At 52.9% G+C, this 20706-nt stretch carries 28 protein-coding genes; 17 read left to right on the top strand and 11 right to left on the bottom strand.

The genetic code is table 11. The features are described 5' to 3' along the window. Nucleotides 1–37 precede the first annotated feature (37 nt). From IE076_RS07660 to IE076_RS07680, 5 genes are all read left to right on the top strand, one after another. Nucleotides 38–817, top strand: a complete 780-nt coding sequence (locus IE076_RS07660; protein ID WP_189436163.1) for a heme ABC transporter permease — start codon at nt 38–40, stop codon at nt 815–817. 5 nt (nt 818–822) lie between these two features. After that, nucleotides 823–1053: a heme exporter protein CcmD gene (gene ccmD / locus IE076_RS07665; RefSeq protein WP_189436164.1), complete on the top strand. Its 231-nt coding sequence runs from the start codon at nt 823–825 to the stop codon at nt 1051–1053. Between the two features lie 5 nt (nt 1054–1058). Beyond that, nucleotides 1059–1652, top strand: a complete 594-nt coding sequence (locus IE076_RS07670; protein ID WP_189436165.1) for a DsbE family thiol:disulfide interchange protein — start codon at nt 1059–1061, stop codon at nt 1650–1652. Nucleotides 1653–1818: 166 nt separating this feature from the next. Then, entirely contained in the window at nt 1819–2517 is a 699-nt protein-coding gene (locus IE076_RS07675; RefSeq protein ID WP_209008930.1) for a DUF1223 domain-containing protein, read from the top strand. A 167-nt stretch (nt 2518–2684) separates the two neighbouring features. Then, nucleotides 2685–3572 (top strand): cation diffusion facilitator family transporter, encoded by an 888-nt coding sequence (locus IE076_RS07680; protein ID WP_189436167.1) that lies wholly within the window; start codon nt 2685–2687, stop codon nt 3570–3572. 95 nt (nt 3573–3667) lie between these two features. Here the strand turns inward: IE076_RS07680 and IE076_RS07685 are convergent, their stop codons facing one another. From IE076_RS07685 to IE076_RS07700, 4 genes are all read right to left on the bottom strand, one after another. Further along, nucleotides 3668–4033 carry a YybH family protein gene (locus IE076_RS07685; RefSeq protein WP_189436168.1) on the bottom strand — a complete coding sequence of 122 codons (366 nt, stop codon included), beginning with the start codon at nt 4031–4033 and terminating at the stop codon, nt 3668–3670. Nucleotides 4034–4398: 365 nt separating this feature from the next. Continuing rightward, a complete protein-coding gene (locus IE076_RS07690; RefSeq protein WP_189436169.1) occupies nt 4399–5715 on the bottom strand; it encodes an ammonium transporter AmtB in 1317 nt (438 codons plus the stop codon). 22 nt (nt 5716–5737) lie between these two features. After that, nucleotides 5738–6076, bottom strand: a complete 339-nt coding sequence (locus tag IE076_RS07695) for a P-II family nitrogen regulator (protein ID WP_189436170.1) — start codon at nt 6074–6076, stop codon at nt 5738–5740. A 365-nt stretch (nt 6077–6441) separates the two neighbouring features. Then, on the bottom strand, nt 6442–7014 hold the full coding sequence (locus IE076_RS07700) for a DUF924 family protein (RefSeq protein WP_189436171.1): 573 nt from the start codon (nt 7012–7014) through the stop codon (nt 6442–6444). A gap of 95 nt (nt 7015–7109) precedes the next feature. Between IE076_RS07700 and IE076_RS07705 the strand changes: the two genes are divergently transcribed. After that, nucleotides 7110–7334 carry a sulfurtransferase TusA family protein gene (locus tag IE076_RS07705; RefSeq protein ID WP_189436172.1) on the top strand — a complete coding sequence of 75 codons (225 nt, stop codon included), beginning with the start codon at nt 7110–7112 and terminating at the stop codon, nt 7332–7334. Between the two features lie 20 nt (nt 7335–7354). Here IE076_RS07705 and IE076_RS07710 read toward each other — a convergent pair whose 3' ends face one another. Next, complete coding sequence (locus IE076_RS07710; protein ID WP_189436173.1) at nt 7355–7648, bottom strand: 4a-hydroxytetrahydrobiopterin dehydratase; 294 nt, start codon at nt 7646–7648, stop codon at nt 7355–7357. A 155-nt stretch (nt 7649–7803) separates the two neighbouring features. Here IE076_RS07710 and IE076_RS07715 point away from each other — a divergent pair, with 155 nt between their 5' ends. Then, entirely contained in the window at nt 7804–8289 is a 486-nt protein-coding gene (locus tag IE076_RS07715) for a low molecular weight protein-tyrosine-phosphatase (protein ID WP_189436174.1), read from the top strand. Between the two features lie 66 nt (nt 8290–8355). Here IE076_RS07715 and IE076_RS07720 read toward each other — a convergent pair whose 3' ends face one another. After that, nucleotides 8356–9195 carry a phosphatase PAP2 family protein gene (locus IE076_RS07720; protein WP_189436175.1) on the bottom strand — a complete coding sequence of 280 codons (840 nt, stop codon included), beginning with the start codon at nt 9193–9195 and terminating at the stop codon, nt 8356–8358. Between the two features lie 233 nt (nt 9196–9428). Between IE076_RS07720 and IE076_RS07725 the strand changes: the two genes are divergently transcribed. After that, nucleotides 9429–10031 carry a 2-hydroxychromene-2-carboxylate isomerase gene (locus IE076_RS07725; RefSeq protein ID WP_189436176.1) on the top strand — a complete coding sequence of 201 codons (603 nt, stop codon included), beginning with the start codon at nt 9429–9431 and terminating at the stop codon, nt 10029–10031. Here IE076_RS07725 and IE076_RS07730 read toward each other — a convergent pair. After that, nucleotides 10028–11155: a hybrid sensor histidine kinase/response regulator gene (locus IE076_RS07730; protein WP_189436177.1), complete on the bottom strand. Its 1128-nt coding sequence runs from the start codon at nt 11153–11155 to the stop codon at nt 10028–10030. The two genes, IE076_RS07725 and IE076_RS07730, sit on opposite strands and share 4 nt — an antisense overlap. A gap of 163 nt (nt 11156–11318) precedes the next feature. On the opposite strand from IE076_RS07730, the gene IE076_RS07735 reads away from it, so the two are divergent. Together IE076_RS07735 and IE076_RS07740 are read left to right on the top strand one after the other, a co-directional pair. After that, nucleotides 11319–12281 (top strand): AEC family transporter, encoded by a 963-nt coding sequence (locus IE076_RS07735; protein ID WP_189436178.1) that lies wholly within the window; start codon nt 11319–11321, stop codon nt 12279–12281. Nucleotides 12282–12358: 77 nt separating this feature from the next. Beyond that, complete coding sequence (locus IE076_RS07740) at nt 12359–13000, top strand: HAD-IA family hydrolase (protein WP_189436179.1); 642 nt, start codon at nt 12359–12361, stop codon at nt 12998–13000. Nucleotides 13001–13002: 2 nt separating this feature from the next. Here the strand turns inward: IE076_RS07740 and gluQRS are convergent, their stop codons facing one another. After that, the gene (gene gluQRS / locus IE076_RS07745; RefSeq protein WP_189436180.1) at nt 13003–13860 is read right to left on the bottom strand and encodes a tRNA glutamyl-Q(34) synthetase GluQRS; all 858 of its coding nucleotides are present in this window, start codon (nt 13858–13860) and stop codon (nt 13003–13005) included. Nucleotides 13861–13933: 73 nt separating this feature from the next. Here gluQRS and IE076_RS07750 point away from each other — a divergent pair, with 73 nt between their 5' ends. The 4 genes from IE076_RS07750 (at nt 13934) to IE076_RS07765 (ending at nt 16283) form a co-directional block, all read left to right on the top strand. Then, entirely contained in the window at nt 13934–14575 is a 642-nt protein-coding gene (locus IE076_RS07750; protein ID WP_189436181.1) for a DNA-3-methyladenine glycosylase family protein, read from the top strand. 37 nt (nt 14576–14612) lie between these two features. After that, on the top strand, nt 14613–15044 hold the full coding sequence (locus tag IE076_RS07755) for a hypothetical protein (RefSeq protein WP_189436182.1): 432 nt from the start codon (nt 14613–14615) through the stop codon (nt 15042–15044). Continuing rightward, complete coding sequence (locus IE076_RS07760) at nt 15045–15719, top strand: alpha/beta hydrolase (RefSeq protein ID WP_209008931.1); 675 nt, start codon at nt 15045–15047, stop codon at nt 15717–15719. Between the two features lie 90 nt (nt 15720–15809). Then, the gene (locus IE076_RS07765; RefSeq protein ID WP_189436183.1) at nt 15810–16283 is read left to right on the top strand and encodes a YbaK/EbsC family protein; all 474 of its coding nucleotides are present in this window, start codon (nt 15810–15812) and stop codon (nt 16281–16283) included. 3 nt (nt 16284–16286) lie between these two features. Here the strand turns inward: IE076_RS07765 and IE076_RS07770 are convergent, their stop codons facing one another. Further along, the gene (locus IE076_RS07770) at nt 16287–16502 is read right to left on the bottom strand and encodes a hypothetical protein (protein WP_244649630.1); all 216 of its coding nucleotides are present in this window, start codon (nt 16500–16502) and stop codon (nt 16287–16289) included. Between the two features lie 154 nt (nt 16503–16656). Here IE076_RS07770 and IE076_RS07775 point away from each other — a divergent pair, with 154 nt between their 5' ends. Continuing rightward, complete coding sequence (locus tag IE076_RS07775) at nt 16657–17208, top strand: cysteine hydrolase family protein (protein WP_189436184.1); 552 nt, start codon at nt 16657–16659, stop codon at nt 17206–17208. Here the strand turns inward: IE076_RS07775 and IE076_RS07780 are convergent. After that, nucleotides 17205–18110: a polyprenyl synthetase family protein gene (locus IE076_RS07780; protein ID WP_189436185.1), complete on the bottom strand. Its 906-nt coding sequence runs from the start codon at nt 18108–18110 to the stop codon at nt 17205–17207. The genes IE076_RS07775 and IE076_RS07780 overlap by 4 nt on opposite strands. Before the next feature lie 296 nt (nt 18111–18406). Between IE076_RS07780 and IE076_RS07785 the strand changes: the two genes are divergently transcribed. After that, nucleotides 18407–19648 (top strand): SAM-dependent methyltransferase, encoded by a 1242-nt coding sequence (locus tag IE076_RS07785; RefSeq protein ID WP_189436186.1) that lies wholly within the window; start codon nt 18407–18409, stop codon nt 19646–19648. Nucleotides 19649–20123: 475 nt separating this feature from the next. Here the strand turns inward: IE076_RS07785 and IE076_RS22540 are convergent, their stop codons facing one another. Beyond that, nucleotides 20124–20357 (bottom strand): hypothetical protein, encoded by a 234-nt coding sequence (locus IE076_RS22540; RefSeq protein WP_194539859.1) that lies wholly within the window; start codon nt 20355–20357, stop codon nt 20124–20126. 15 nt (nt 20358–20372) lie between these two features. Here IE076_RS22540 and IE076_RS07790 point away from each other — a divergent pair, with 15 nt between their 5' ends. After that, entirely contained in the window at nt 20373–20660 is a 288-nt protein-coding gene (locus IE076_RS07790; protein WP_209008932.1) for an NINE protein, read from the top strand. The last annotated feature ends 46 nt before the right edge of the window (nt 20661–20706 follow it).

A 20706-nucleotide genomic window follows, 5' to 3' on the forward strand; every position in this document is an offset into this window, starting at 1 on the left:
CATTGATGCTTCGTCATTCTCAGTTTAGAACGGCTCTATGACCTTATACGATCTTGCAAACCCAACCCGGTTCCTGAAGCTTGTGAAAGTTGTGCTTCCCTGGCTTATCGTTGCGACGGTCGCTGCACTTGCAGTTGGCTTATACTTCGCGTTTTTTGTTGCGCCTGAAGATTACCAGCAAGGCCAGACAGTGCGCATTATGTTTGTGCACGTGCCTTCTGCCCAGCTCGCATTGATGTGTTATGCGATGATGGCTCTGTCTTCGGTGGGTTCTTTGGTCTGGAAACACCCGCTGGCTGATGTTTCCGCAAAAGCTGCTGCACCGCTGGGTGCTGCCTTCACATTTCTGGCTCTGTTTTCCGGCGCTGTCTGGGGGAAGCCGATGTGGGGTACTTTCTGGGTTTGGGACGCAAGACTAACTTCCTTCCTTGTGCTGCTGATCATGTATCTTGGCATTATCGCGCTGTGGAAGGCGATTGAAGATCCTATCAAGGCTGCAAAAGTGAACGCGATCATCACGCTGGTTGGTGTGATCAACGTGGTCATCATAAAGTTTTCCGTTGAGTGGTGGAACACACTGCACCAGCCGCCGAGCATCATTCGCAGCGGCGGGCCTGCTATCCACTCCTCCATTCTTATTCCCCTTGGTTTGATGGCTTTGGCTTTTGTGCTTTTGTTTGTGACATTGCATCTGATGAGCATGCGTAACGAGATTATGCGCCGTCGGATCAGAGCAATGCGAATGCGTGCAGCATCTGCTGCTCCGGCTGCCTCCAGCAGCACGATCACAAAAGCAGCTCCTGCTGGTGCGAGGTAAAGACAATGGATTTTTCAGAGTTTGGTCGTCACGCAGAATATGTTGTTGCTGCTTATGCAATGGCCGCGGTTGTCATTGGTGCCCTGATTATCTGGGTGCGTACAGACAAGACCCGACTGGAGAAAGAGTTGCAGGCGTTGGAAGCCAGCGGTATTCGCCGTCGCTCCACACGCCGGGCAGGTCCTTCCGTCAGTCAGGCGACCTCCGTCCCAGCCAATAAAAAGAATGAGAAATAACAGGTATGGCAAGCGAAATGGATGAGGAAAAGAAGCCAGGCGTTTCACCGCTTTTTCTGCTTCCGCTGGTGGTTTTTGGTGCACTGGCTGTTCTTATGGGGTTCTGGCTGCTTTCCGGCCACGATCCAAAGGAACTGCCGTCTGCCTTGATCAATAAGCCTGCGCCTGAATTCGAGCTTCAACCTGTTGCCGGGCTGGAGCGCGATGGCGTGCAGGTGCCGGGCTTCTCGCGCAATGATTTGCTTGGTCAGGTTACTGTTGTGAACGTGTTTGCATCCTGGTGCGCGCCGTGCCGTGCGGAGCACAGATTCCTGATGGACCTTGCCGAAGATAACCGGTATGAGGTTGCTGGCCTGAACTACAAAGACACTGAAGTGCAGGCGACCCGGTTCCTTGAAGAGCTGGGCAATCCTTATGACCGTGTTGGCTTTGACACTGGTCGTGCTGGCATTGAGTGGGGCGTTTATGGCGTTCCGGAAACCTTTATTGTCGATGGAGAGGGTCAGATCCGTTACAAGTTTGTCGGTCCATTGAGCGAAGCCAGCTATCGCGATGTGTTCTTGCCGGAACTTGAAAAGATTCTGAACGACTCCGAGTAGGTCTCATTCCTCTGTTGCCTAAGATTTTCAGGGGCTCACTGGGATGTGATTCTACTGTTATCTGGTTATTGTTTAGGTTAGCACTGCACAGCTGTGACTTAGACAATTGCAAAGGGCCGAAATGCGGTGGTTATCTTCAAATAGATTGAAGGGGTTTTTTCTCGCGGTGGGGTTTGGTTTTCTGACCACTCTCTCCGCACAGGCTGAAACCCCCAAAGCCGTGATTGAGCTGTTTACCAGCCAGGGCTGTTCGTCCTGCCCGCCCGCAGACCGCCTTATGGATGAGCTTTCCTCTGGCGATGACGATGTGGTCGTCCTTTCCTATCACGTTGATTACTGGGACTACTTTGGCTGGAAGGACACGTTGGGTTCTCCCGTGTTCACACAGCGCCAGAAAGACTATGCCAAGAGCCGTGGTGATGCGCAGGTTTATACGCCGCAAGTTGTTGTGAATGGCCGCGGGCACATGGTTGGCAGTGATCGCCCTGCGATTACGAACGCAATCCGCAGATCCTCGGGCATGAGCGTGCAGGTGGATGCCATGCTGGATGATAACGTGCTGACGGTGGAACTTTCCGGTTCTCAAGCAGAGCAGGGCCAAAAGGCAGACGTTTATCTTCTTGGTATTGAGAAAGAAACCGTTGTGAATATCCAGCGCGGCGAAAATGCTGGCACAACGCAGACCTATAAGAATGTAGTGCGCAGTATTGTGCCGATTGGTATGTGGTCCGGTTCGCCTGAAGTTTTCCGTTTGCCGCGTACCGCTCTGAAGATGTTTGACTCCCGAAACTGGGCGGTTCTGGTCCAGACGAACTCGGGTGACATGCCGGGCGATATCATTGGGGCTGCTTTTTACGATAAGTAATGTTGGGCGAAAAGTTGCTCTTGGTTCTCAATTGCGGGTATAGGCGCAATTAAGCATAAAAAGTGCCTATTTCAATCTGTTCCATTATTTAATATGCCACCGAAACCTGATAGATGACGGTATCTTTCTAAGTAGTCATCGAGTTTGAATTAGGGTGGATGTGGCATATGGACCAGAGCATGCGCTTCGCGCTGGGCAGCATCATCATTGGCATATTGGTATTTTCGCTCAAATACGCTGCCTTTGTGTTGACTGGCTCGATTGCGTTCTATTCCGACGCTCTGGAAACCTCCATCAATATTGCGAGTGCGATTGCTGCGGCCGGAGCTTTGTATCTGGCGCGCAAACCTGCTGACCATAACCACCCTTTCGGACACTACAAGGCGGAGTACTTCGCCGCTGTTCTTGAAGGGGTTTTGATTGTTCTGGCGGCAGTCCTGATTCTGAGAAAAGCTTACATGGGTTTGACCGAGCCCTATGAGCTTGAGTTCAATCTTCAGGGCATCGGGATGAACCTACTGTCCTCTATCATCAATTGCATTTGGGCGATGGCCCTGATGCGTGTTGGTAGAAAGCACCGGTCTCCGGCTTTGCAGGCCGATGCGCGGCATATCATGACGGATGTCTATACATCCGGCGGTGTGCTTGTTGGCATTGCTGCCGTGTGGGTGACCGGTTGGCAGATATTTGATCCGCTGCTTGCAGCAATCGTCGCGGTCAACATCATGTGGTCTGGCTGGAAGCTGATGCGTGAGTCCGTTGGCGGCTTGATGGATGAGGCCGCTCCGGAAGAGGAGCAGGAGGAACTACGCGTTCTTATTTCCAAGTTTGGAGAGGGCGCGCTGGAAGCCCATGACCTGAGAACACGCCATGCTGGTCATGTGACGTTTGTGGAGTTTCATCTGGTTGTGCCGGGGGAAATGACCGTGCTCGATGCCCATGCGATTTGTGATCGTATTGAGGAAGGCATTGGAGAAAAGATGCCGGGTGCGCGGGTGACCATCCATGTGGAACCGGAAAATCACGCCAAACATTCTGGTATTGTGGTCCTATAGGGATTTACAGAGCTTGAGAGCTGCACCGGTTTGGTTCACGGGATTTTCCGTGGGGCTGTGGCCGGTGGTTATTGACGGGGACTGGTACGCGTTTCCTATGCAGCGGCGCTGAAGTAGTCTTCTCTTAAAAGTGCGGTACCATCTGATTGTAGAACCCAGAGTTCCTTGGAGATGATGCCGTGTGCTTTATTCATCTTCCAGTCAGAGGACAGGATGGCAGCATGGTCGCCAGCTGCGACGATTTTAGGGTTGATGTATTGGACATCTGAGAAGCCTTCCCGGATCAGCATTTGCCAGAACTCGAGAATTTCGGCACGGCCATGGTAGGTGCCAAAGGGCTTGGCCTCCATAACGGCGTTTGCCTCGTAGCAGTTAGCACAGGCCTGAGCATCGCCCGCGTTGAACGCGCGCTGCCACTGCTGGCTGGCTTCTCTGACTGCTGCTTCCAGTTCACTGTTCATCGATGGGCTCCAAAGCTTAGGCGCTTGCGCGTCTTTGTTTGGACGTAGGATGAAGAGCGAATCTTGATTAGAAATGGACGTGTATCGCATTCCTGAAAGTACCACCTATGAATGGTGAAGTCCGTCTTTCAAATGTGGTGGGCGGATTTGAACCGACTAGTAAGCTGGGGTATCAACTTTCCTAAGCTTTTGGGTTGCTTTGTTTTTGTAGTGTTTAGGGTTAGATCGCAAAGCTATCTGGTAAGCGGAATTGATAGGCTGGCAATTGCTGCTACAGAAAAAGCCCGACGGGTGTTGTCGGGCTTTGTGTTTTCATAGCGCGGTTCTGGGAGGGGGTTTTAGTCCTCCCAGATTTGGCGAGTCCATCAGAGGCGCTGGGAGCCGGTGCCGAATTCCGGATAGGCTTCCACACCGATCTCGGCTTTGTCGAGACCCATGGCTTCGTCCTCTTCGGTGACACGCAGGCCAACCAGCAACTGGATTGCATACCAGACAATGGTGGAGGCTACGAAGGTGAAGATACCGATGGCTGCGACGCCGATGAACTGGGTGACGTAAGACGCGTCAGAGTTGGACAGCGGTACGATGAGCGTTCCCCAGATGCCAGCGAGCAGGTGAACCGGGATTGCGCCAACCACGTCGTCGATCTTCAACTTGTCGAGCATTGGGACTGCAAAGACCACGATGGCACCGCCTACGCCGCCGATGAGGACGGACTGAAGCACGCTTGGAGCCAGTGGTTCAGCGGTGATGGATACGAGGCCTGCCAGTGCGCCGTTCAGAGCCATGGTGACGTCTACTTTTTTGTAGAGCAGCTGTGTCAGGCCGATTGTAACGACCACGCCGCCTGCTGCCGCCATGTTGGTGTTTGCAAAGATGCGGGAGATGTCTGTCACGTCACCGATGGTGCCCATTGCGAGCTGGGAAGCGCCGTTGAAGCCGAACCAGCCGAGCCACAGGATGAAGGTGCCCAGAGTTGCCAGTGGCATAGAGGAGCCCGGCATTACATAGACTTGACCGTTCTTGCCGTACTTACCTTTACGCGCGCCGAGGATGATTGCGCCGGAAAGAGCGGCCCAGCCACCAACGGAGTGGACGAGGCTTGAGCCTGCGAAGTCTGCAAAGCCCATTTCGGAAAGCCAGCCAGCGCCCCACTGCCAGGAACCGGTGATTGGGTAAAGAACGCCTGTGAGGACGACCACGAAGATCAGGAAAGCCCAGAGCTTGATGCGCTCTGCCATCGTGCCGGAGACGATGGACGCTGTTGTTGCGCAGAAGACCATCTGGAAGAACCAGTCGGAGGCTGTGGAGTAGCCTGCGTCGAGTGCGTTGCCGCCGACAGGGTCAAAGGAATACGGGCCAAAGGATCCCATGAAGCCGCCATCAACGCCGGTGTACATGAGGTTGTAGCCGGTGATCCAGAACATCAGGCCAGCGATGGAGTATAGCGCGATGTTCTTGAGGCACTGCATGGAAACGTTCTTGGTGCGAACGAGGCCAGCTTCCAGCATGGCGAAGCCTGCGGCCATCCACATCACCAGAAAGCCACCGATCAGGAAGAGCAGGGTGTTAAAGATGTAGGCGGTGTCGACAGCAAGGGCATACTTTTCTTCTGCCAGTGCCGGGGCCGCGGAGAGGGCCAGGAGTGAACCTGCCGTAAGGAGGGTGGAGGCGCGTTTCATAGTCTGTGTCCCCTGTACCTGATTATATTGCTTCTGCGTCAGCTTCGCCGGTGCGAATGCGGACAACTTGATCAATGGAATAGACGAAGATTTTGCCGTCACCGATTTGACCCGTCTGCGCTGCGCTATGGATGGCTTCGACAACTTTGTCTGCCATGTCCGATGCGACGGCGACTTCGACCTTTAGTTTTGGGAGGAAGGTGACGGCGTATTCTGTGCCGCGGTAAATCTCGGTGTGACCCTTTTGGCGGCCATAGCCTTTGACTTCGGTGACTGTAAGCCCCTGGATCCCCAATGTGGTGAGTGCGTCGCGCACTTCATCCAACTTAAAGGGCTTGATGATTGCCATAATGATTTTCATGTCAGGTTCCCGTTCCCCTCATTCATGGACTGTGCCGCAAAGAGCTCTGGGACCTCTTTGATGAGACCGGGGGACATGCCAGTTATCTGGTCTTTGTAAGAATGCCCGGCCGGCACGCTTGCCTCTTCTCTTTCAAGGAGCGTGCCAGTTTTGGGGAATACATGATTTTACGTAGAATTTTAGAGGACGGCTTAGGGGAAAATATCGAAGTTTCAGAGGTTTGCGTGAACCGTTTTTTTTAGCTGGGTGTTGAGTATCGCGAATGAGGGCAGAGAGCACCTGTCAAAAAAATAGGCAGAGTCTGGATTTAGATCTGCCTATTTTATAATCATTGTGATGCTGTGATTAATTTTTAATCACTTTACTTATGCCTTGAAACCACCAGAGGCGAGGAACTCGATCTCATCAGGTGTGGAGGTGCGGCCCAAAACCTCATTGCGATGGGGGAAGCGTCCAAACCGGCGGATAACATCCATGTGGATCAGCGCGTAATGGTAGGTGTCCTGATCATCAAGGCCTCTGAACAGATCTACACTCAGGTCCTGCATCTCGATCTCTTCTGAATGCTCGAATGGCATGAAGAAGAATATGCGATATCCTTTGGGGTATGCCGTGTGGAAGTTCTTGTTGAGCGAAGCCAGAGCGATCTTTACGGCTTTGGCATCAGAAGAAAATGCTTTTGGGGTGCCGCGATAGATGTTGCGTGGAAACTGGTCCAACAAGAGGAGCAGGGCGAGGGTGCCGTGTGGGGTGGCGGTCCAGTCGTCGTAGTCGCCACGTCCGGCTGCTTCTACGTCTGCTTCGAACTTCTCGCGAATTTCCTTATCGAATTTCTCGCCGCCCTTGAACCACTTTTCGCCCCCGGCGGTCCACCAGAAATCCAGAATTTCGAGTGCTTTGCTGGTCTCCGCTTTTCCATCAAGTTCCATTGTTGCCATGGTTCGCTCCCCCAATATTTTCTTTACTCTTGTGCAAAGTTTCGTTAGCCCAATATTAGGCACAGTGACACATTCGAGTACCTGGTGGAACATTGGTGGAAGATACAGATATTTTGGACCTGAGAGGTCTTAACTGCCCATTGCCGGTTATGAAGACGCGCAAGCACCTCAAGCGTATGGCGAAGGGAATGCAGCTTGTGGTGAAAGCCACTGACCCTATGTCTGCTATCGATATTCCACATATGTGCCAGGAAGACGGTCACGTGCTGATCGAGAGTAAGATGGTTGATGACGTGCGCCAGTTCAAGATTGAATGCTGATTGCACTCGTCTCTTTAGACCTAGGCGTCAAACAGCTTGTCCAGCCTGCGGGCAAACTTGAAATCCATCTCTGTCAGCCCACCAGCATCATGAGTGGTAAGTAACACCTCCACTTTGTTGTAGGTGTTCGTCCATGTAGGATGATGGTTCATTTTTTCCGCAACAATTGCAGCGCTGGACATGAAGCCAAAGGCGCGGGCAAACGAGCGGAAGGTGAATGTGCGCTCTATCGCGTTGCCATCTTCAGACAAGCTCCAGTGTGGTAGTTCTGCGAGGGCGAATTCTTTTGCGGTTGAGGACAATAGCTCGGGCACAAGACCACCTTTAGTTTTGTTGCAAGGGTTATATCAGATTTAGTAGGTTTTTCTGACTCGCAAAATCCATGGATATTCGAGTAGACCCTTATGAAATTTTGGAGCATAGGTTTCAGAGGGGATAGATACTCAGGCAGTCAGATTGGGAGGAAGCAGTGGTCTTGTTGCAGCGTCGTGTACTGTTTGTATGCCTTGGAAACATCTGTCGCAGCCCGTTGGCAGAAGGGGTCTTCCGCCACCATGTGAAGCAAGCCGGGCTGGAAGAGCAGATCTACGTGGACTCCGCAGGCACCGCCAATTGGCATCGTGGCAAGCAGCCGGATATCCGCAGCATCCAGACTGCGCAAAAGCATGGCATTGATATTTCCAATCAGGAAGCGCGTCAGCTTGCAGAAGAGGACTTTGAGAAGTTCCATTACATCGTAGCGATGGATTCGAGCAATCTGGTCAATATTCATGCTGAAGCGCCGTACCTGCATACGGCCAACGTGCGGCTGCTGCTTCAGGATGAGCAGAAAGACGTCCCGGATCCGTATTACGGTGCCAATGAAGGGTTTGATGAGGTCTATAAACTGTTGCGGAACGGTACCTACAATCTTCTGCAGGAAATCCGCGAGGAGATGGAGCCGACCGAAATCTAGGCTTATCACAGAGAATTAAATGGAAGCTCCGCAGATGTTGCGGAGCTTTTTTGGTTCTTGCTCAGATTATCTAAATCTGTGAATGAAGCCTTTGATATTTCTTATGCACCAGCAGGCAGCGGTGCCGATTTTTACATGCAGCCAGATGCCGGCCTTGGTGAAGGAGGCGTCCAGATTGTCTGGCTGTGCCCATGCAGGGGTGCGCTGGTATAGGTAGTGGTAGATAGCAATGATCACCAGCATGGTGATGCCCCATGAGAGCAATGTGTCTGAAAGATAGTGTCCGCCATATGCCACACGGTTGGCCGAAAGAACGAAGACGAGCAGTCCGATTGGTATTCCCAGCGGCAGGCGCCATGCTTTGGGGGCAATGAAGACCAATGTCATTAGCCAGATAGCTGCCGATGCTTCGCCGGAAACAAACGAGCAGTTACTATCACAGTAGTTAGTAGGGTGCCAAACGCCGATGAAGGGCGAGTCGCCGCCGAAGATGTCTGTTGAGCGTGGACGTGGACGGCCCCACATGTTTTTGAAGAACGTGTTAACGACGAGGCCCGAACCCAGAGCGAGCGATGAGATGACAAAGATCGGGTGCCGAAGGTCCATCACCGCCTTTAGTTTGGGTAAGGCGAGTTTGAAGAGCATTACAAGCAATGCCAGCGCAGCAACCCATTTGAAGATGTAGACACCGAAGTACCGGACATTGTACCAGAACGGGTCTCTTGAAACCGGGAAGTTGCCATTACCATCGTAGAAGATATTGGAGGCCCAGATGTCCAGTCCCGGGAAAATCAGAAAAATCACGGAGACGACAAGAATATAGCTAATTACTGCTGTGAACGGGCGTTCGCTGCAGAAATTGATTGTTTTCTTTAGGATTGAGGTCTTTGGGCCTTCTTGTACCACGGGAATTCCTGAGTTCGCTCTTTTGGGGGTTACAAGGCGGTATACTGGTTTTTAAGCTTTGCGCCAATGTGCTGCCTTGAAATTCCATTGATGCTCAGCAAGATTAAGTCACACATTGTCATCCCCCATATAGGGGACTGAGAGATAAATACAAATTGTTTCCATTTCCCGTTTTCGTAGGTGTGAAAACATAGGCAGCGGATTATTGGTCCAACGGACCAGAAAGTGAAAGAATGCCTCGGCTCGCGTTTTATTATGAATTTGCCAGCCCGTACTCCTACCTGACTGCAGCGCGAATTGAGCAGCTGGCGAAGGATAGGGGGGTCGATGTTGAATGGCGACCTATTCTGCTGGGGCCGATCTTTCGGCGGCAGGGGCTGGAGAGCTCGCCGTTTGTCGAGAACCCGAAGAAGGGCGCTTATATGTGGCGTGATGTGGCGCGTACTGCTGCCAATCTTGGTTTGCCGTGGCAGAAGCCAAGTATTTTCCCTCTGCACAGTCTGCTTGCCTCCCGCATTGCTTTTGCAGGACGCAGCGAGCCTTGGATCGGCGCGTTTAGCCGTGCTGTGTTTCATATGGCGTTTGCGCTGGATGAAGACATCTCAAAGCCTGAGCTGATGGTAGCTTTGCTTGAGGAGCTGGAGCTTGATGCGGACAAGGTTATGAAGCAGGTCGAAACCACCGAAGTGAAGATCGGCCTGCGCGCAGCTGTTGCTGAGGCTGAGGCGCTTGGTGTGTTTGGTGCGCCGAGCATGATCACAGAAAAGGGCGAGCTTTACTGGGGCAATGACCGGCTTGATGAAGCGCTGGATGCTGCTTTTCTGCGGATTGGCTAGCTCGAATTCTGCAGCGTGCTTTCCACGAGGCTGTAGAGCGCGGATGGGGTGACTGGCTTTTCCAGAATTTGCGTAAAGCCTTGGTTGAGTAATATTGGGCGTTCATCCGGTGCGATGCTTGCTGTGATGGCAAAATAGGCCTTTGCGTTGTCCTGTGCATTGGTCTTCATCTGATGAAGCGTCTCATGGCCACTCATTTCCGGCATGTGCAGATCGAGAAAGACCAGGTCAGAGGGTGTTTCTTCTTGTAGGGAGAGGGCCTGTTTGCCACTGTCTGTGGAACGTACTTTGAGGCCGAACGAGGAGAAGATTGCTCCAAGCAGCTCGCGGCTGGGCTTATTGTCGTCAACGATCAGCACGGAGCCTGAGAGCGCGGAGCGTGGGCTGATGCGTGAGGTCGGCGACGATTTGTCGGTTTGCGGGATTTCCTGAATTGGCAGGAGTAACTCAAAGCAGGCTTCATGCTTTGCGTTTGTGATCAGGTGCAGGTCTCCGTTGTGGTTGCGGGCGAGGTGACGCGCGCTCCACAATCCAAGGCCATGGTTGTCCGACCCACGCTTGGGTGTGCGTGGCGCATCAAGGTAAGAGACCTGTTCAGGTGTCAGGCCGGGGCCTGCATCCTTGAGTGTCACCACAATGTTAGGCTGGTGGTTGGAGAACTTGATGTGGGCGCTCAGAGTGATTGTGCCCGCATTGCTGTACAAAATGGCGTTATCGACCAGTACAGCCAGAATGCGTTGCAGTTCATCTGAACGTGTCTGATAGGCTGACATGGCCTCGTGAGACCAGCGATAGTCCAGAGCGTGGCCGGATCTTTCAGCCTGAGGTGAGAACAGGTCAACGATATATTTGAGCTGCTCCAGAATTGGTTTAGATTTCGGGTCAACCGGTTCCGCGCTGGCGTTGTGTGATTGAGACCTTGCGTACTTGTGAAGGATGGTGCCGGTCAGCTCTTCCAGAGAACTGATGGAGGATTGCAGTGTGTTCAGATGGTGTTGCTGCTGATCGCTGAGGGGCTCTTGCGCGATCAGCTCAGAAGCGGTTCTCATGGCGGACAGTGGTGTCTTCAAGTCATGCACCAGTCTCGCGATATCCTGCCGGGAAGCCGGTTTTGAAGAGGGCATGAGATTCCTCCTTGATCATTCTTCTTGAAAGAGTCTAAAAGACTTGCAGTTAAAGTTCGCCCTGTTCTGGCAAGCATCCACCGAGATTTTGTTGTGACGTTTACAAGTGCGTTTGCGCGTGCGTTGGAAGAGTGCTGTAGGGTGGAAAGAGAGCGAACACACAATGCTGTTTAGTACACTACAGGTGGTTTTTCCCATATTTGCGACTGTGGGCGTGGGCTACGGGTTCGGTTATATCGGACTGCTCAACAAACACGTTGGCGATACTCTCAGTACCTTCTGTATCACGGTTCTCATTCCTGTTCTTATTTTCCGAACGTTGGCGACTTCTGATCTTGGCGGGCTGAGCCCATGGGCGCTCTGGGGCACCTATTATACTGCGCTGATGGTCACTGCTGTTCTGGGCGGATACATGGTGCGCAAGGTGTTTGGGCGTGAAGCACGGGCGGCCTGCATTGGCGGTTTCTCTGCATCGTTCTCCAATACCTCCTTAATCGGCATTCCACTGATTACCTCGGCTTTCGGGCCGGAAGCGCTGATTCCGCTGTCATTAATCATCTCCATTCATGCCCCTTCTGTGACGCTGGTGTTTGTTTTAGCCATGGAGCGGGCTGTAGTTGTGGATGGTTATTGGGAAGCGCGGCCTTTGAGACATGTGATGCAGTCGCTTTTCAAGACGCTGATCACGAGCCCACTGGTGGTTGCTGTTCTGCTGGGTGTAGGGTGGAACCTTTCCGGATTTGAGCTGCCTGCGCTGCTGGACGGGATTTTGCTTCCGCTGGCGAGTGCTGCAAGCCCTGTGGCGTTGTTTTCTGTCGGGATGACCCTGCTGAACTATGGTGTTCGCGGAAATATCGCGATTGGCGGAGTGCTCAGTCTCCTGAAAATCCTGCTGATGCCTGCGATCGTGCTGGTTCTGGGAATTTATGTGTTTCCGCTTTCGCCACTATGGGTCGCGGTGGCGACATTGGTAGCGGCGTGCCCAACCGGTGTTGTGGCCTACCTTTACGCCAGCCAATTTGGAACTGGCCACGCCATGAGCGCAAACTCCATCAGCCTGACAACCATTTTCTCAATCATCACAATGAGCTTCTGGATCTGGGTCTTGGAATTTCTGGGCTACTAAGAGCACTTGCTGCATCTATTAGCTCAAGAGCAGGAATATAGGCAGAATTTTCCAGATCAAATAGGGGCGAGTGAGAAATGGATGGCTGTTTGATTTTTGATCTGGATGGAACGCTGGTGGATAGCGAGCCACTGTGTTCGCAGGCTTTTCTGGATTTGTTGCCTGAGATTGAACTACCACTCGTTGATCTTATGAGGCGCTTTCGGGGACGCAAACTCTCCTGTATTCTGGATGATCTTGAAGGTATTATCGGGCGGCGTTTGCCTGTTGGTTTTGAAGCTGACTATCGCGCTCAGGTAGAGCATCTATTCAATACAGAGTTAGTAGCGTTTCCCGAGGTTTCAGAAGCGCTCTGCGAGATCTCATTACCGATGTGTATTGCTTCAAGTGGCCCTCGAGCAAAGATTGAATCGGCGCTGGAGAAAACAGATCTGAAGCGCTTTTTTGGCCCCAGAATATTTAGCTCGTATGACGTAGGTATCTGGAAACCTGATCCGGGATTGTTTCTTCACGCCGCACGTGAAATGCGGGTCTCACCTGAGCGGTGCACCGTTATTGAGGATAGTGAGGTGGGGGTTCGCGCTGCAAAAAGTGCAGGGATGAACGTCTTAAAGTTCTGCGAAGGGGCTGATCCTGAAATCGGCACAGCGACTTTCGATTCCTACAGTGAGCTTCCCGAGCGTCTGCTGACTAGTTTTGCCGTGGGCGAGAGGGTTTAATCCTACAGGCCCAGTCTGGCTCTGATTTGGGCTGGGGTTATGCCGCTTGCTCTGAGTTCGCGGAGGGCGGTGTCCTTGGCGGATTTGGCGAGTTTGCGGCCGGTTTCGTCGAGGATGAGGTCGTGGTGTTCGTAGAGCGGTTCTGGCAGCTCCAAAAGGGTTTGCAGCAGGCGGTGGACGCTGGTGGCGTGATAGAGGTCTTTGCCGCGCAGGATGTATGTGATGCCTTGTAGGGCGTCGTCGACCACTACCGAGAGGTGATAGCTGGTCGGGGTGTCTTTGCGGGCAAGGACCACATCGCCCCAGGCAGCCGGATTGGCCTGCATTAGTCCGTGCTGGGCTTCGGTCCAGCTGAGAGGGTCGCCCGCGAGCTTGATGGCTTTGGTCATGTTCAGGCGCAGGGCGTAGGGAGCCTCGGAGTTATGGAGAGTTTGCTGCTCTTGCTTTGTCAGGACGCCGTTGTCGCCGGGGTAGAGCGGGGCTCCGTCTGGATCCCGAGGCCATGGTGTGTCTGAGGCATCTTGTTTGGCAACGAAGCGTTTGATCTGGGCGCGGGTGAGGTAGGCCTTGTAGACTACCCCCAACGCCTCCAGTTTTTGCAGTGCCTTGGTGTAGTCTCCGAAATGCTCTGACTGCTTGCGCACTGGTAACTCCCATTGCAGTCCGAGCCAGCTCAGATCCTCCAACATGTCTTGCTGAAGCTGTGGAGTACAGCGGACCGTGTCGATGTCCTCAATGCGCAACAAGAACCTTCCGCCGCTTTGTCTTGCAGCCTCATAGTTGAGGATAGCTGAATAGGCGTGGCCAAGGTGGAGGTGGCCATTGGGGGACGGAGCAAAGCGATAGACAGGCACGTTCATTTGCGAAATGGTTCTACTTGGAATATGGACAGCTTTGTTATTAGAGCATCTTTGCCTGCTTGAGGAGGGGGCGTTGAAACCCATAGATACGCTTGAGGATATTGAGCGGGAGTTAGCGTCCCTTGTGCTGCTGGATGAGCGGCTCCTTCGTGTGGCTGATGTTGCAGGGCAGGTGCCTTTGCGCAGGCGGTCTGCGGATTTTGCCGGGCTTTGCAATATTGTGGTGGCGCAGCTCCTCTCTGTGGCTGCTGCTGCAAGCATTTGGGCGCGGCTTGAGGCGCTTGTGGTGCCGTTTGAGCCGGATGTGCTGCTTTCCAAGAGTGATGAGGAGCTGTTGGGTGTTGGTCTTTCCAATGCCAAACTACGCACGTTGAAGGCTATTGCCGAAGAGCTGAATGCGGGGTTGTGCCTGAGCGAAGCGGTGGAGTGGCCGGGTGAGGTGGCGCATAAGCGGCTTTGTGAAATTAAAGGCATTGGTCCGTGGTCAGCGGATATCTTTTTGCTGTTTTGCGCCGGACATCCGGATGTGTTTCCGGTTGGTGATGTGGCGCTGCAGGCGGCGGTGCAGCATGCGCTTGGTCTGGAGGGACGTCCCAAAGGAAAGGAGCTTGCCGAAATTGCCGAGGCGTGGTCTCCTCATCGGGGAACTGCGGCGCGGTTGTTCTGGTCTTACTACCGTGTGATGAAAGAAGGGCGTGAGACACTGCCGGTGTGAATGGTTCTGAACCAATCCAGATAGGGGGAGCTGCTTGATGGGATCCAAAGGTTTTGTGAAAGCTGTAGACGAGCAGATTGAACTGCTTCGCGATGGAAAACCGCTGGAAGCGTTTGATCGTTTTTTCGATCCTTCAGTGAAGATGTTTGCCAATGATGTGCTGTTTGCGAATGGGGCTATCGCAGGGCGGGCTAAGCAGGAACCGTTCATCGCTGCGGCTCAATCTATTACGGGCAAGATTGAAGATGTGGTGATTGACGAGGTGCGCGGGTTATGCGCGTTTCGCAATCTGAGTAGCTTTGTGGACGATGAAGGGAAAGTGCATCAGATTGACGGGCTAAGCCTGCAGCGCTGGGATGGCGATAAGATCATTGAGGAGCGCTACTATGATGGTGAGGCGATGAAGGCTCTTTTGGAGGGTGATTTGCTTGCGGACCTTGGCAGCCATATGACGACGGAAAAAAGCTGAATGATTGGGCACGAACTTGAGTGCATCCGGCTGGAGCCGAGCCATGCGCCGGTGCGCAAGCTGGTGGTGTTGCTACATGGGTATGGTGGTGATGCCGGTGATATGGAGCCGACGGCGCGTGTTTTGCGGGATGCACTGCCGGAGACGGCGATTGTTTGCGTGAATGGGCCGGAGCCCTGCGCGCACTGGGTGGAAGGGCGTCAGTGGTTTGCTGCGTCTGAGTTTGATGCGCGGGACGTCTGGTTGGGCGTGCAGGCTGCGGCACCGTTGCTAAACCGTGTGCTGGATGCGGAGCTGGAGCATTATGGCCTGCTGGAGCGGGATATGGTTCTGGGAGGCTTCTCTCAGGGGGCCATGGTGGCGCTGCACGTGGGGCCGCGACGGGTTTCGGAAGCGGCTGGATTGCTGAGTTTCTCGGGTGTTCTGGGTGGACCGGAGCATCTGCTCGATCAGATGATGGTCCGGCCTCCGGTGATGTTGCTGCATGGCTCTGAGGATGATGTGGTGCCAGTGGCTAATCTAGGGGCTGCAGAAGATACGTTGGCACGTGCCGGCTTTACTGTGGAAACACACCGTCTGGTGGGTCTCGATCATTCCATCAATGGTGAGGCGCAGACATTGGCGTTGAAGTTCCTGAAAGAGCGGTTTGGAATTTCTACGCCAACCACCATGTAGGGTGTGTTGCGGTGCTGTTTGTTTACGCAGCAAGCTCTAAGTTTTTATTTTCACGCGTATTATGTTGGTTGCATTCGGAGGAGGGGTGAGATGTTGCAAAGTAAGCGGGCAAAGCAGTTTCAGAGTTTTCTGGATGATCGTGGGCTGGGCCTGAAGGTGGTCGAGTTGCCGGATTCCTCCCGCTCGGCTGCCGAAGCTGCACAGGCGCTGGGCTGTGCTCAGGAGCAGATCGTCAAATCTCTTGTTTTCCAGAAGCTGGACACCGAGGAAGCAATTTTGGTATTGGCGAGCGGAACCAACCGCGTCAACGAAGAGGCGATTTCGGCCGTTGTGGGCGGCCCAATCGGACGGCCTGATGCGAAGTTCGTCAAAAATGTCACCGGGTTCTCAATCGGCGGTATTCCGCCGCTGGGCCATAAGCAGCAGCTGACGGTGTACGTGGATGAAGACCTTTTGACCTACGACGAAGTGTGGGCTGCGGCCGGAACACCGAACGCAGTGTTCATGATGCCCGGAAACCTCCCGGACATTGTGGGTGATCATCAGGTTGTCTGCGTGAAGTAGCGTTTACGCTTTATCGTCAACCGGCCATTCGATGTAGGCGAGGATCCACAAAAAGACCAGATTGATGAGTGGAATGAACGCCAAAATAGCCCAGATCCTTGAGAAACCGATCCGGTGCAAGATCTTGCTGACCGGAATCACGACAATGATTATCCAGAGGATCATGACTGCAAGCTGCCAAAGTGCAAAGCTTTCCATCATCATTTGTTGATCCATCATAGGAGTACCTCTCTCTCTGTTTCCGGGTTGACTATCCGATTGAAGAGAGGAAAAATCAAAGAAAATAATCATTGATTACAAATGCTTATGATCAATTTGCGGGCGTATTTTTAGGGAGTCGGAGGGAGGCTATCTTCTGACCATAGGGGGAAAGATGAGTACTGCGCTGGTTATTATTGATGTCCAGAAATTGTTGTTTGATGTGGAACCTCAGCCATTTGAGCGGGATGAGACCATCGCTCGGATCAACAGCTTAAGTGCAAAGGCACGCCGTGCGGGCATTCCGGTTATCGTGATACAGCATGAGCGGGAGAACCATCCGCTGGCTTATGGTGCTGAGGGATGGGAGCTGCCGGATGATTTGGTTGTGACTGAGAGCGATGTGAAGGTGCGCAAGACGGCACCGGATTCGTTCTTCAAAACCAACCTGAAGGAGTTGCTGGATGAGCGCGGTGTTACAGATTTGACGGTATGCGGGTTTGCCTCTGAATTCTGCGTGGATACCACGTTCCGGCGGGCGGCTTCGCTTGGCTATAATCTGCGTCTGGTGAGTGATGCACACACCACGCATGATAAGGACCACGCGAGTAGTCAGCTCATCAGAGAGCATCACAACAACACACTGGTTTATCTGGGTGGCTATGACGGCAGCATTGCAGTTTTGCCGGAAGCTGAAGTGGAGTTTATGCAGGTTGAGCCGGTTTAGCTCTCACGATCGGCGATGTAGCGGGCCAACGTCTTCAGGGTGTTGGCCTTTGCGCCGTAGGGAACCAGCAGTTCATCTGCTTCGCTGATAAGCTGTGCGAGTTCCTGACGGGTCTGTTCTTCACCGAGTAGGCTGACGAGCGTTGCCTTGCCAGCTTCTGCGTCTTTACCGGTTGCCTTGCCCACCACTTCTGCATCGCCGGTCAGGTCAAGCAGGTCGTCTGCCAGCTGGAAGGCAAGACCGATGATCTCGCCAAAGCGGGTGAGGCGCGCGATGTCATCTTCAGAAGCATCTGCGAGAATTGCACCAGCACGACACGCATATCGGATGAGTGCGCCGGTTTTCATGGCCTGAAGCTGGCGGATCTCGGTTTCTGTTCTGTCATGGTGCTCGGAGGCGAGGTCGAGCATCTGCCCGCCTGCCATGCCACCAATGCCGGATGCGCGAGCTAGTTCCTGAGACAGGCGCAGGCGGATGGCCGGATCAGGGTGGACCTGTTCATCAGCGATAAGATCGAAGGCGATTGTGAGAAGCGCGTCACCTGCAAGGATTGCGGTGGCTTCGTCAAACGCTTTGTGCGTTGTTGGGCGACCACGACGTACGTGGTCATCATCCATTGCCGGAAGATCGTCATGAACGAGTGAATAGCAGTGAATGCATTCCAGCGCGGAAGCGGCAACCAGTGTGCCCTCGTTCTCGTGCCCAAACAGGCGGGCTGCTTCGACCATCAGAATCGGACGCAAGCGTTTGCCGCCGGACAGGGCCGCATAATTCATTGCTTCCAGAAGGCGTTCAGGACGGGCCAGCTCTTCAGAACGAACGGTCTCTCCCAAGAGAGAGGTGAGTTTTTCTTCAAGAGACTGAGCGGTTTCGGTGATGACCGACTTCAAAGCAACAGACACAGAACCCCATCCCAACAGAGCAAATTGAGTACAACAGAATGAAAAGTGCTTACCAATCGATTGACAGCAAATTGATCGTTTGTCCTGAAAACCCCTCAAGGTCAAGCAAAATGGGTTTTTTCATTTTGATTCAGCGCATTTTGACCCCTTAAATATTCGGGTGAGATTTCCTGCGGAGTTGCTTTGAGTCGGCTTTCTTTATTAGGTTAAATCTAAAGTTACCTACGGTCATGTAATAAGAGCCAAGCAACAAGGCGCCCTAATAAGTCAGCTATAAGAGATGATAGGGGAATAGAATGCGTGCACTCTCGAAGATGTTGTCAGATTTTGTCCAGAAAGGACAACTTACAATTTTTGACGCCAAAGACCGGAAGTATGTCTTTGGCAGTGAAGACAGCGGACCCTCCGCTGCCCTGCGTTTTCACAGTTGGAAGCTTCCATATACGCTTCTGATTGACCCGGAGTTGAAGGCTGCTGAAGCCTATATGGATGGTCAGATCACTGTCGAGCCAGGGTACACTCTGAATGATTTGATTGCAGTGTTCATGGCTAATGAAGGCCTGCTGACAGAACATCCCATTCAACGCATTCTGACCTTTATGAAAGACGGGCATACACGCCGGCGCCTGGGCCTGAACCTGAAGAAAAACAAAGCTCAGGTCCGCCATCACTATGATCTGTCGACAGAGCTGTATCGGCTATTTCTTGATGACGGGCTTAATTACAGCTGTGCGTATTACCGGTCGCCCGAGGATACGCTGGAAGAAGCACAGCAGGCCAAGCTGGACCATATTGTTGCCAAGCTGGACCTGAAGCCCGGCATGTCTGTGCTGGAAATTGGCGGTGGTTGGGGTTCTCTAGCCATTCGTATGGCGCAAGCGGGTGCTCAGGTGACCTCCCTGAACGTCTCCACCGAGCAGATCAAGATTGCCGAGGAGCGGGTGAAAGCTGCTGGTCTTGAGGACAAGGTTGAATTCGTTTGTCTGGATTACAACGAGTTTGAAGGCGAGTTTGACCGTATTGTTTCTGTTGGCATGATGGAGCATGTGGGCATTGGAAATCTGGGTGCTTACTTCACTAAGGTTCGTGATTGTCTGAAGCAGGATGGCTATGCAGTCATTCACTCCATCGGTCGCTGTGGACCTCCGGGTGTGACCGGGCCTTTCCTGACGAAGTACATTTTCCCCGGCGGGTACTGCCCTGCGCTTTCCGAAACGTTTGCGGACATTGAAAAGACCGGGATGTGGGTGTGTGACAACGAGATTTTGCGGTTGCACTACTACTATACTTTGCGAGACTGGCGCCTGAACTTCGAGCGAAATCGGGACAAAATCAAAGAGCTGTATGACGAGCGTTTCTGCAAGATGTGGGAATTCTATCTTTCTGGCTGTGAAATGAACTTTCTGCATGGACGGATGATGGTGTTCCAGCTGATCTTGTCGAAGGAGCGGGATGCAGTTCCAATTATTCGGGACTTCATCGGTCATAACGAACAGGCGATGCTTTCTCATCGCAATGATCGCAGAAAAACGGCGTAAAGCGCGTTGCTGTAACAAGATGGCCCCGGAGTTCTTTCCGGGGCCTTTGCGTTGGAAAATTCACCCCAGAGCATATCATTAGCGACTTTCTGCATGGATAGAATGCAGGGATGGACGGTGTGTGCCATGTTTGGGTATACGCGCGCTTCGCGGCACAGGCTGTGTGCTGCATTACCCGTTTTCTGGAGCCGGGCGAGGCCAGGGGCCGCTGGGGTATATCTGTGCTTTTGCTCGTGTCGCTTTGCTGCGTATTGGTTTTTTCTTTGCCGTCGTAATAATGCAAAAGTGCATCAGAGGCTTAATTTTGCGGGCTTTTTTAGCAAGTTTCGTTTCCTCTGGGGGACAGAGGTTTCGAAGCTTCAAACCGTCATCTTGATTGGTATACGGGAGGAAAGTGGCCTTGCGGTCTGAGAGAACCTGATCGCGGCTTTTCGGTCTGTTTGCGTGGATTGGGGCGCTTATCGGGGAGCTCTTTTTAAGGAAAAGGGCTTTGATAAGGGTAGGTTTTAGCTGCGGAAATGGCTGATTCTTTTGCTTTATGCTGGAGATATTTCCCAATCCTGAAAAGCAGCCAAGAAGTATAGAGAGATGTATTGATCGTAAATGCGATGAATGCTTCTGGGGTGATTAAAGCACGCCGGAGACCGTAGCCATGAGCGATCAATCCGCAGTTTCTCCAATGAAAAGAGGTTTTTTCCACCTCAAGCATCCGCGAAAATCTCCTGTGGTGACGTTGATCCTCTCGTTCTTTCTGGGGGGCTTTGGTTTTCACCGGTTCTATCTGGGTAAGCCGCTGAGCGGTGCTGTGATGCTTTTGCTTTCTTTGGTCACGCTCGCGTTGGTTTTCAATGGCTTGAGCAAAATGGAAACGATGGACCCGAACGGGATGCTGGCTGTTGTCAGTGGTGCTTTGGGGTTTGGAATGGTGGTGTCGGCCTGGGCTATTGTGGATCTTCTGGTCATCCTTATCGGCGTCTTTGCTACCTCCGACAGTGTGAACGCACCAGAGTAAGGGCCAGATAAAGAAAAAGCCGAAGCTGGGGGCTTCGGCTTTTTGC

The sequence above is a fragment of the Pseudovibrio japonicus genome (genome assembly GCF_014651595.1).
In the GTDB taxonomy this organism is placed as follows: domain Bacteria; phylum Pseudomonadota; class Alphaproteobacteria; order Rhizobiales; family Stappiaceae; genus Pseudovibrio; species Pseudovibrio japonicus.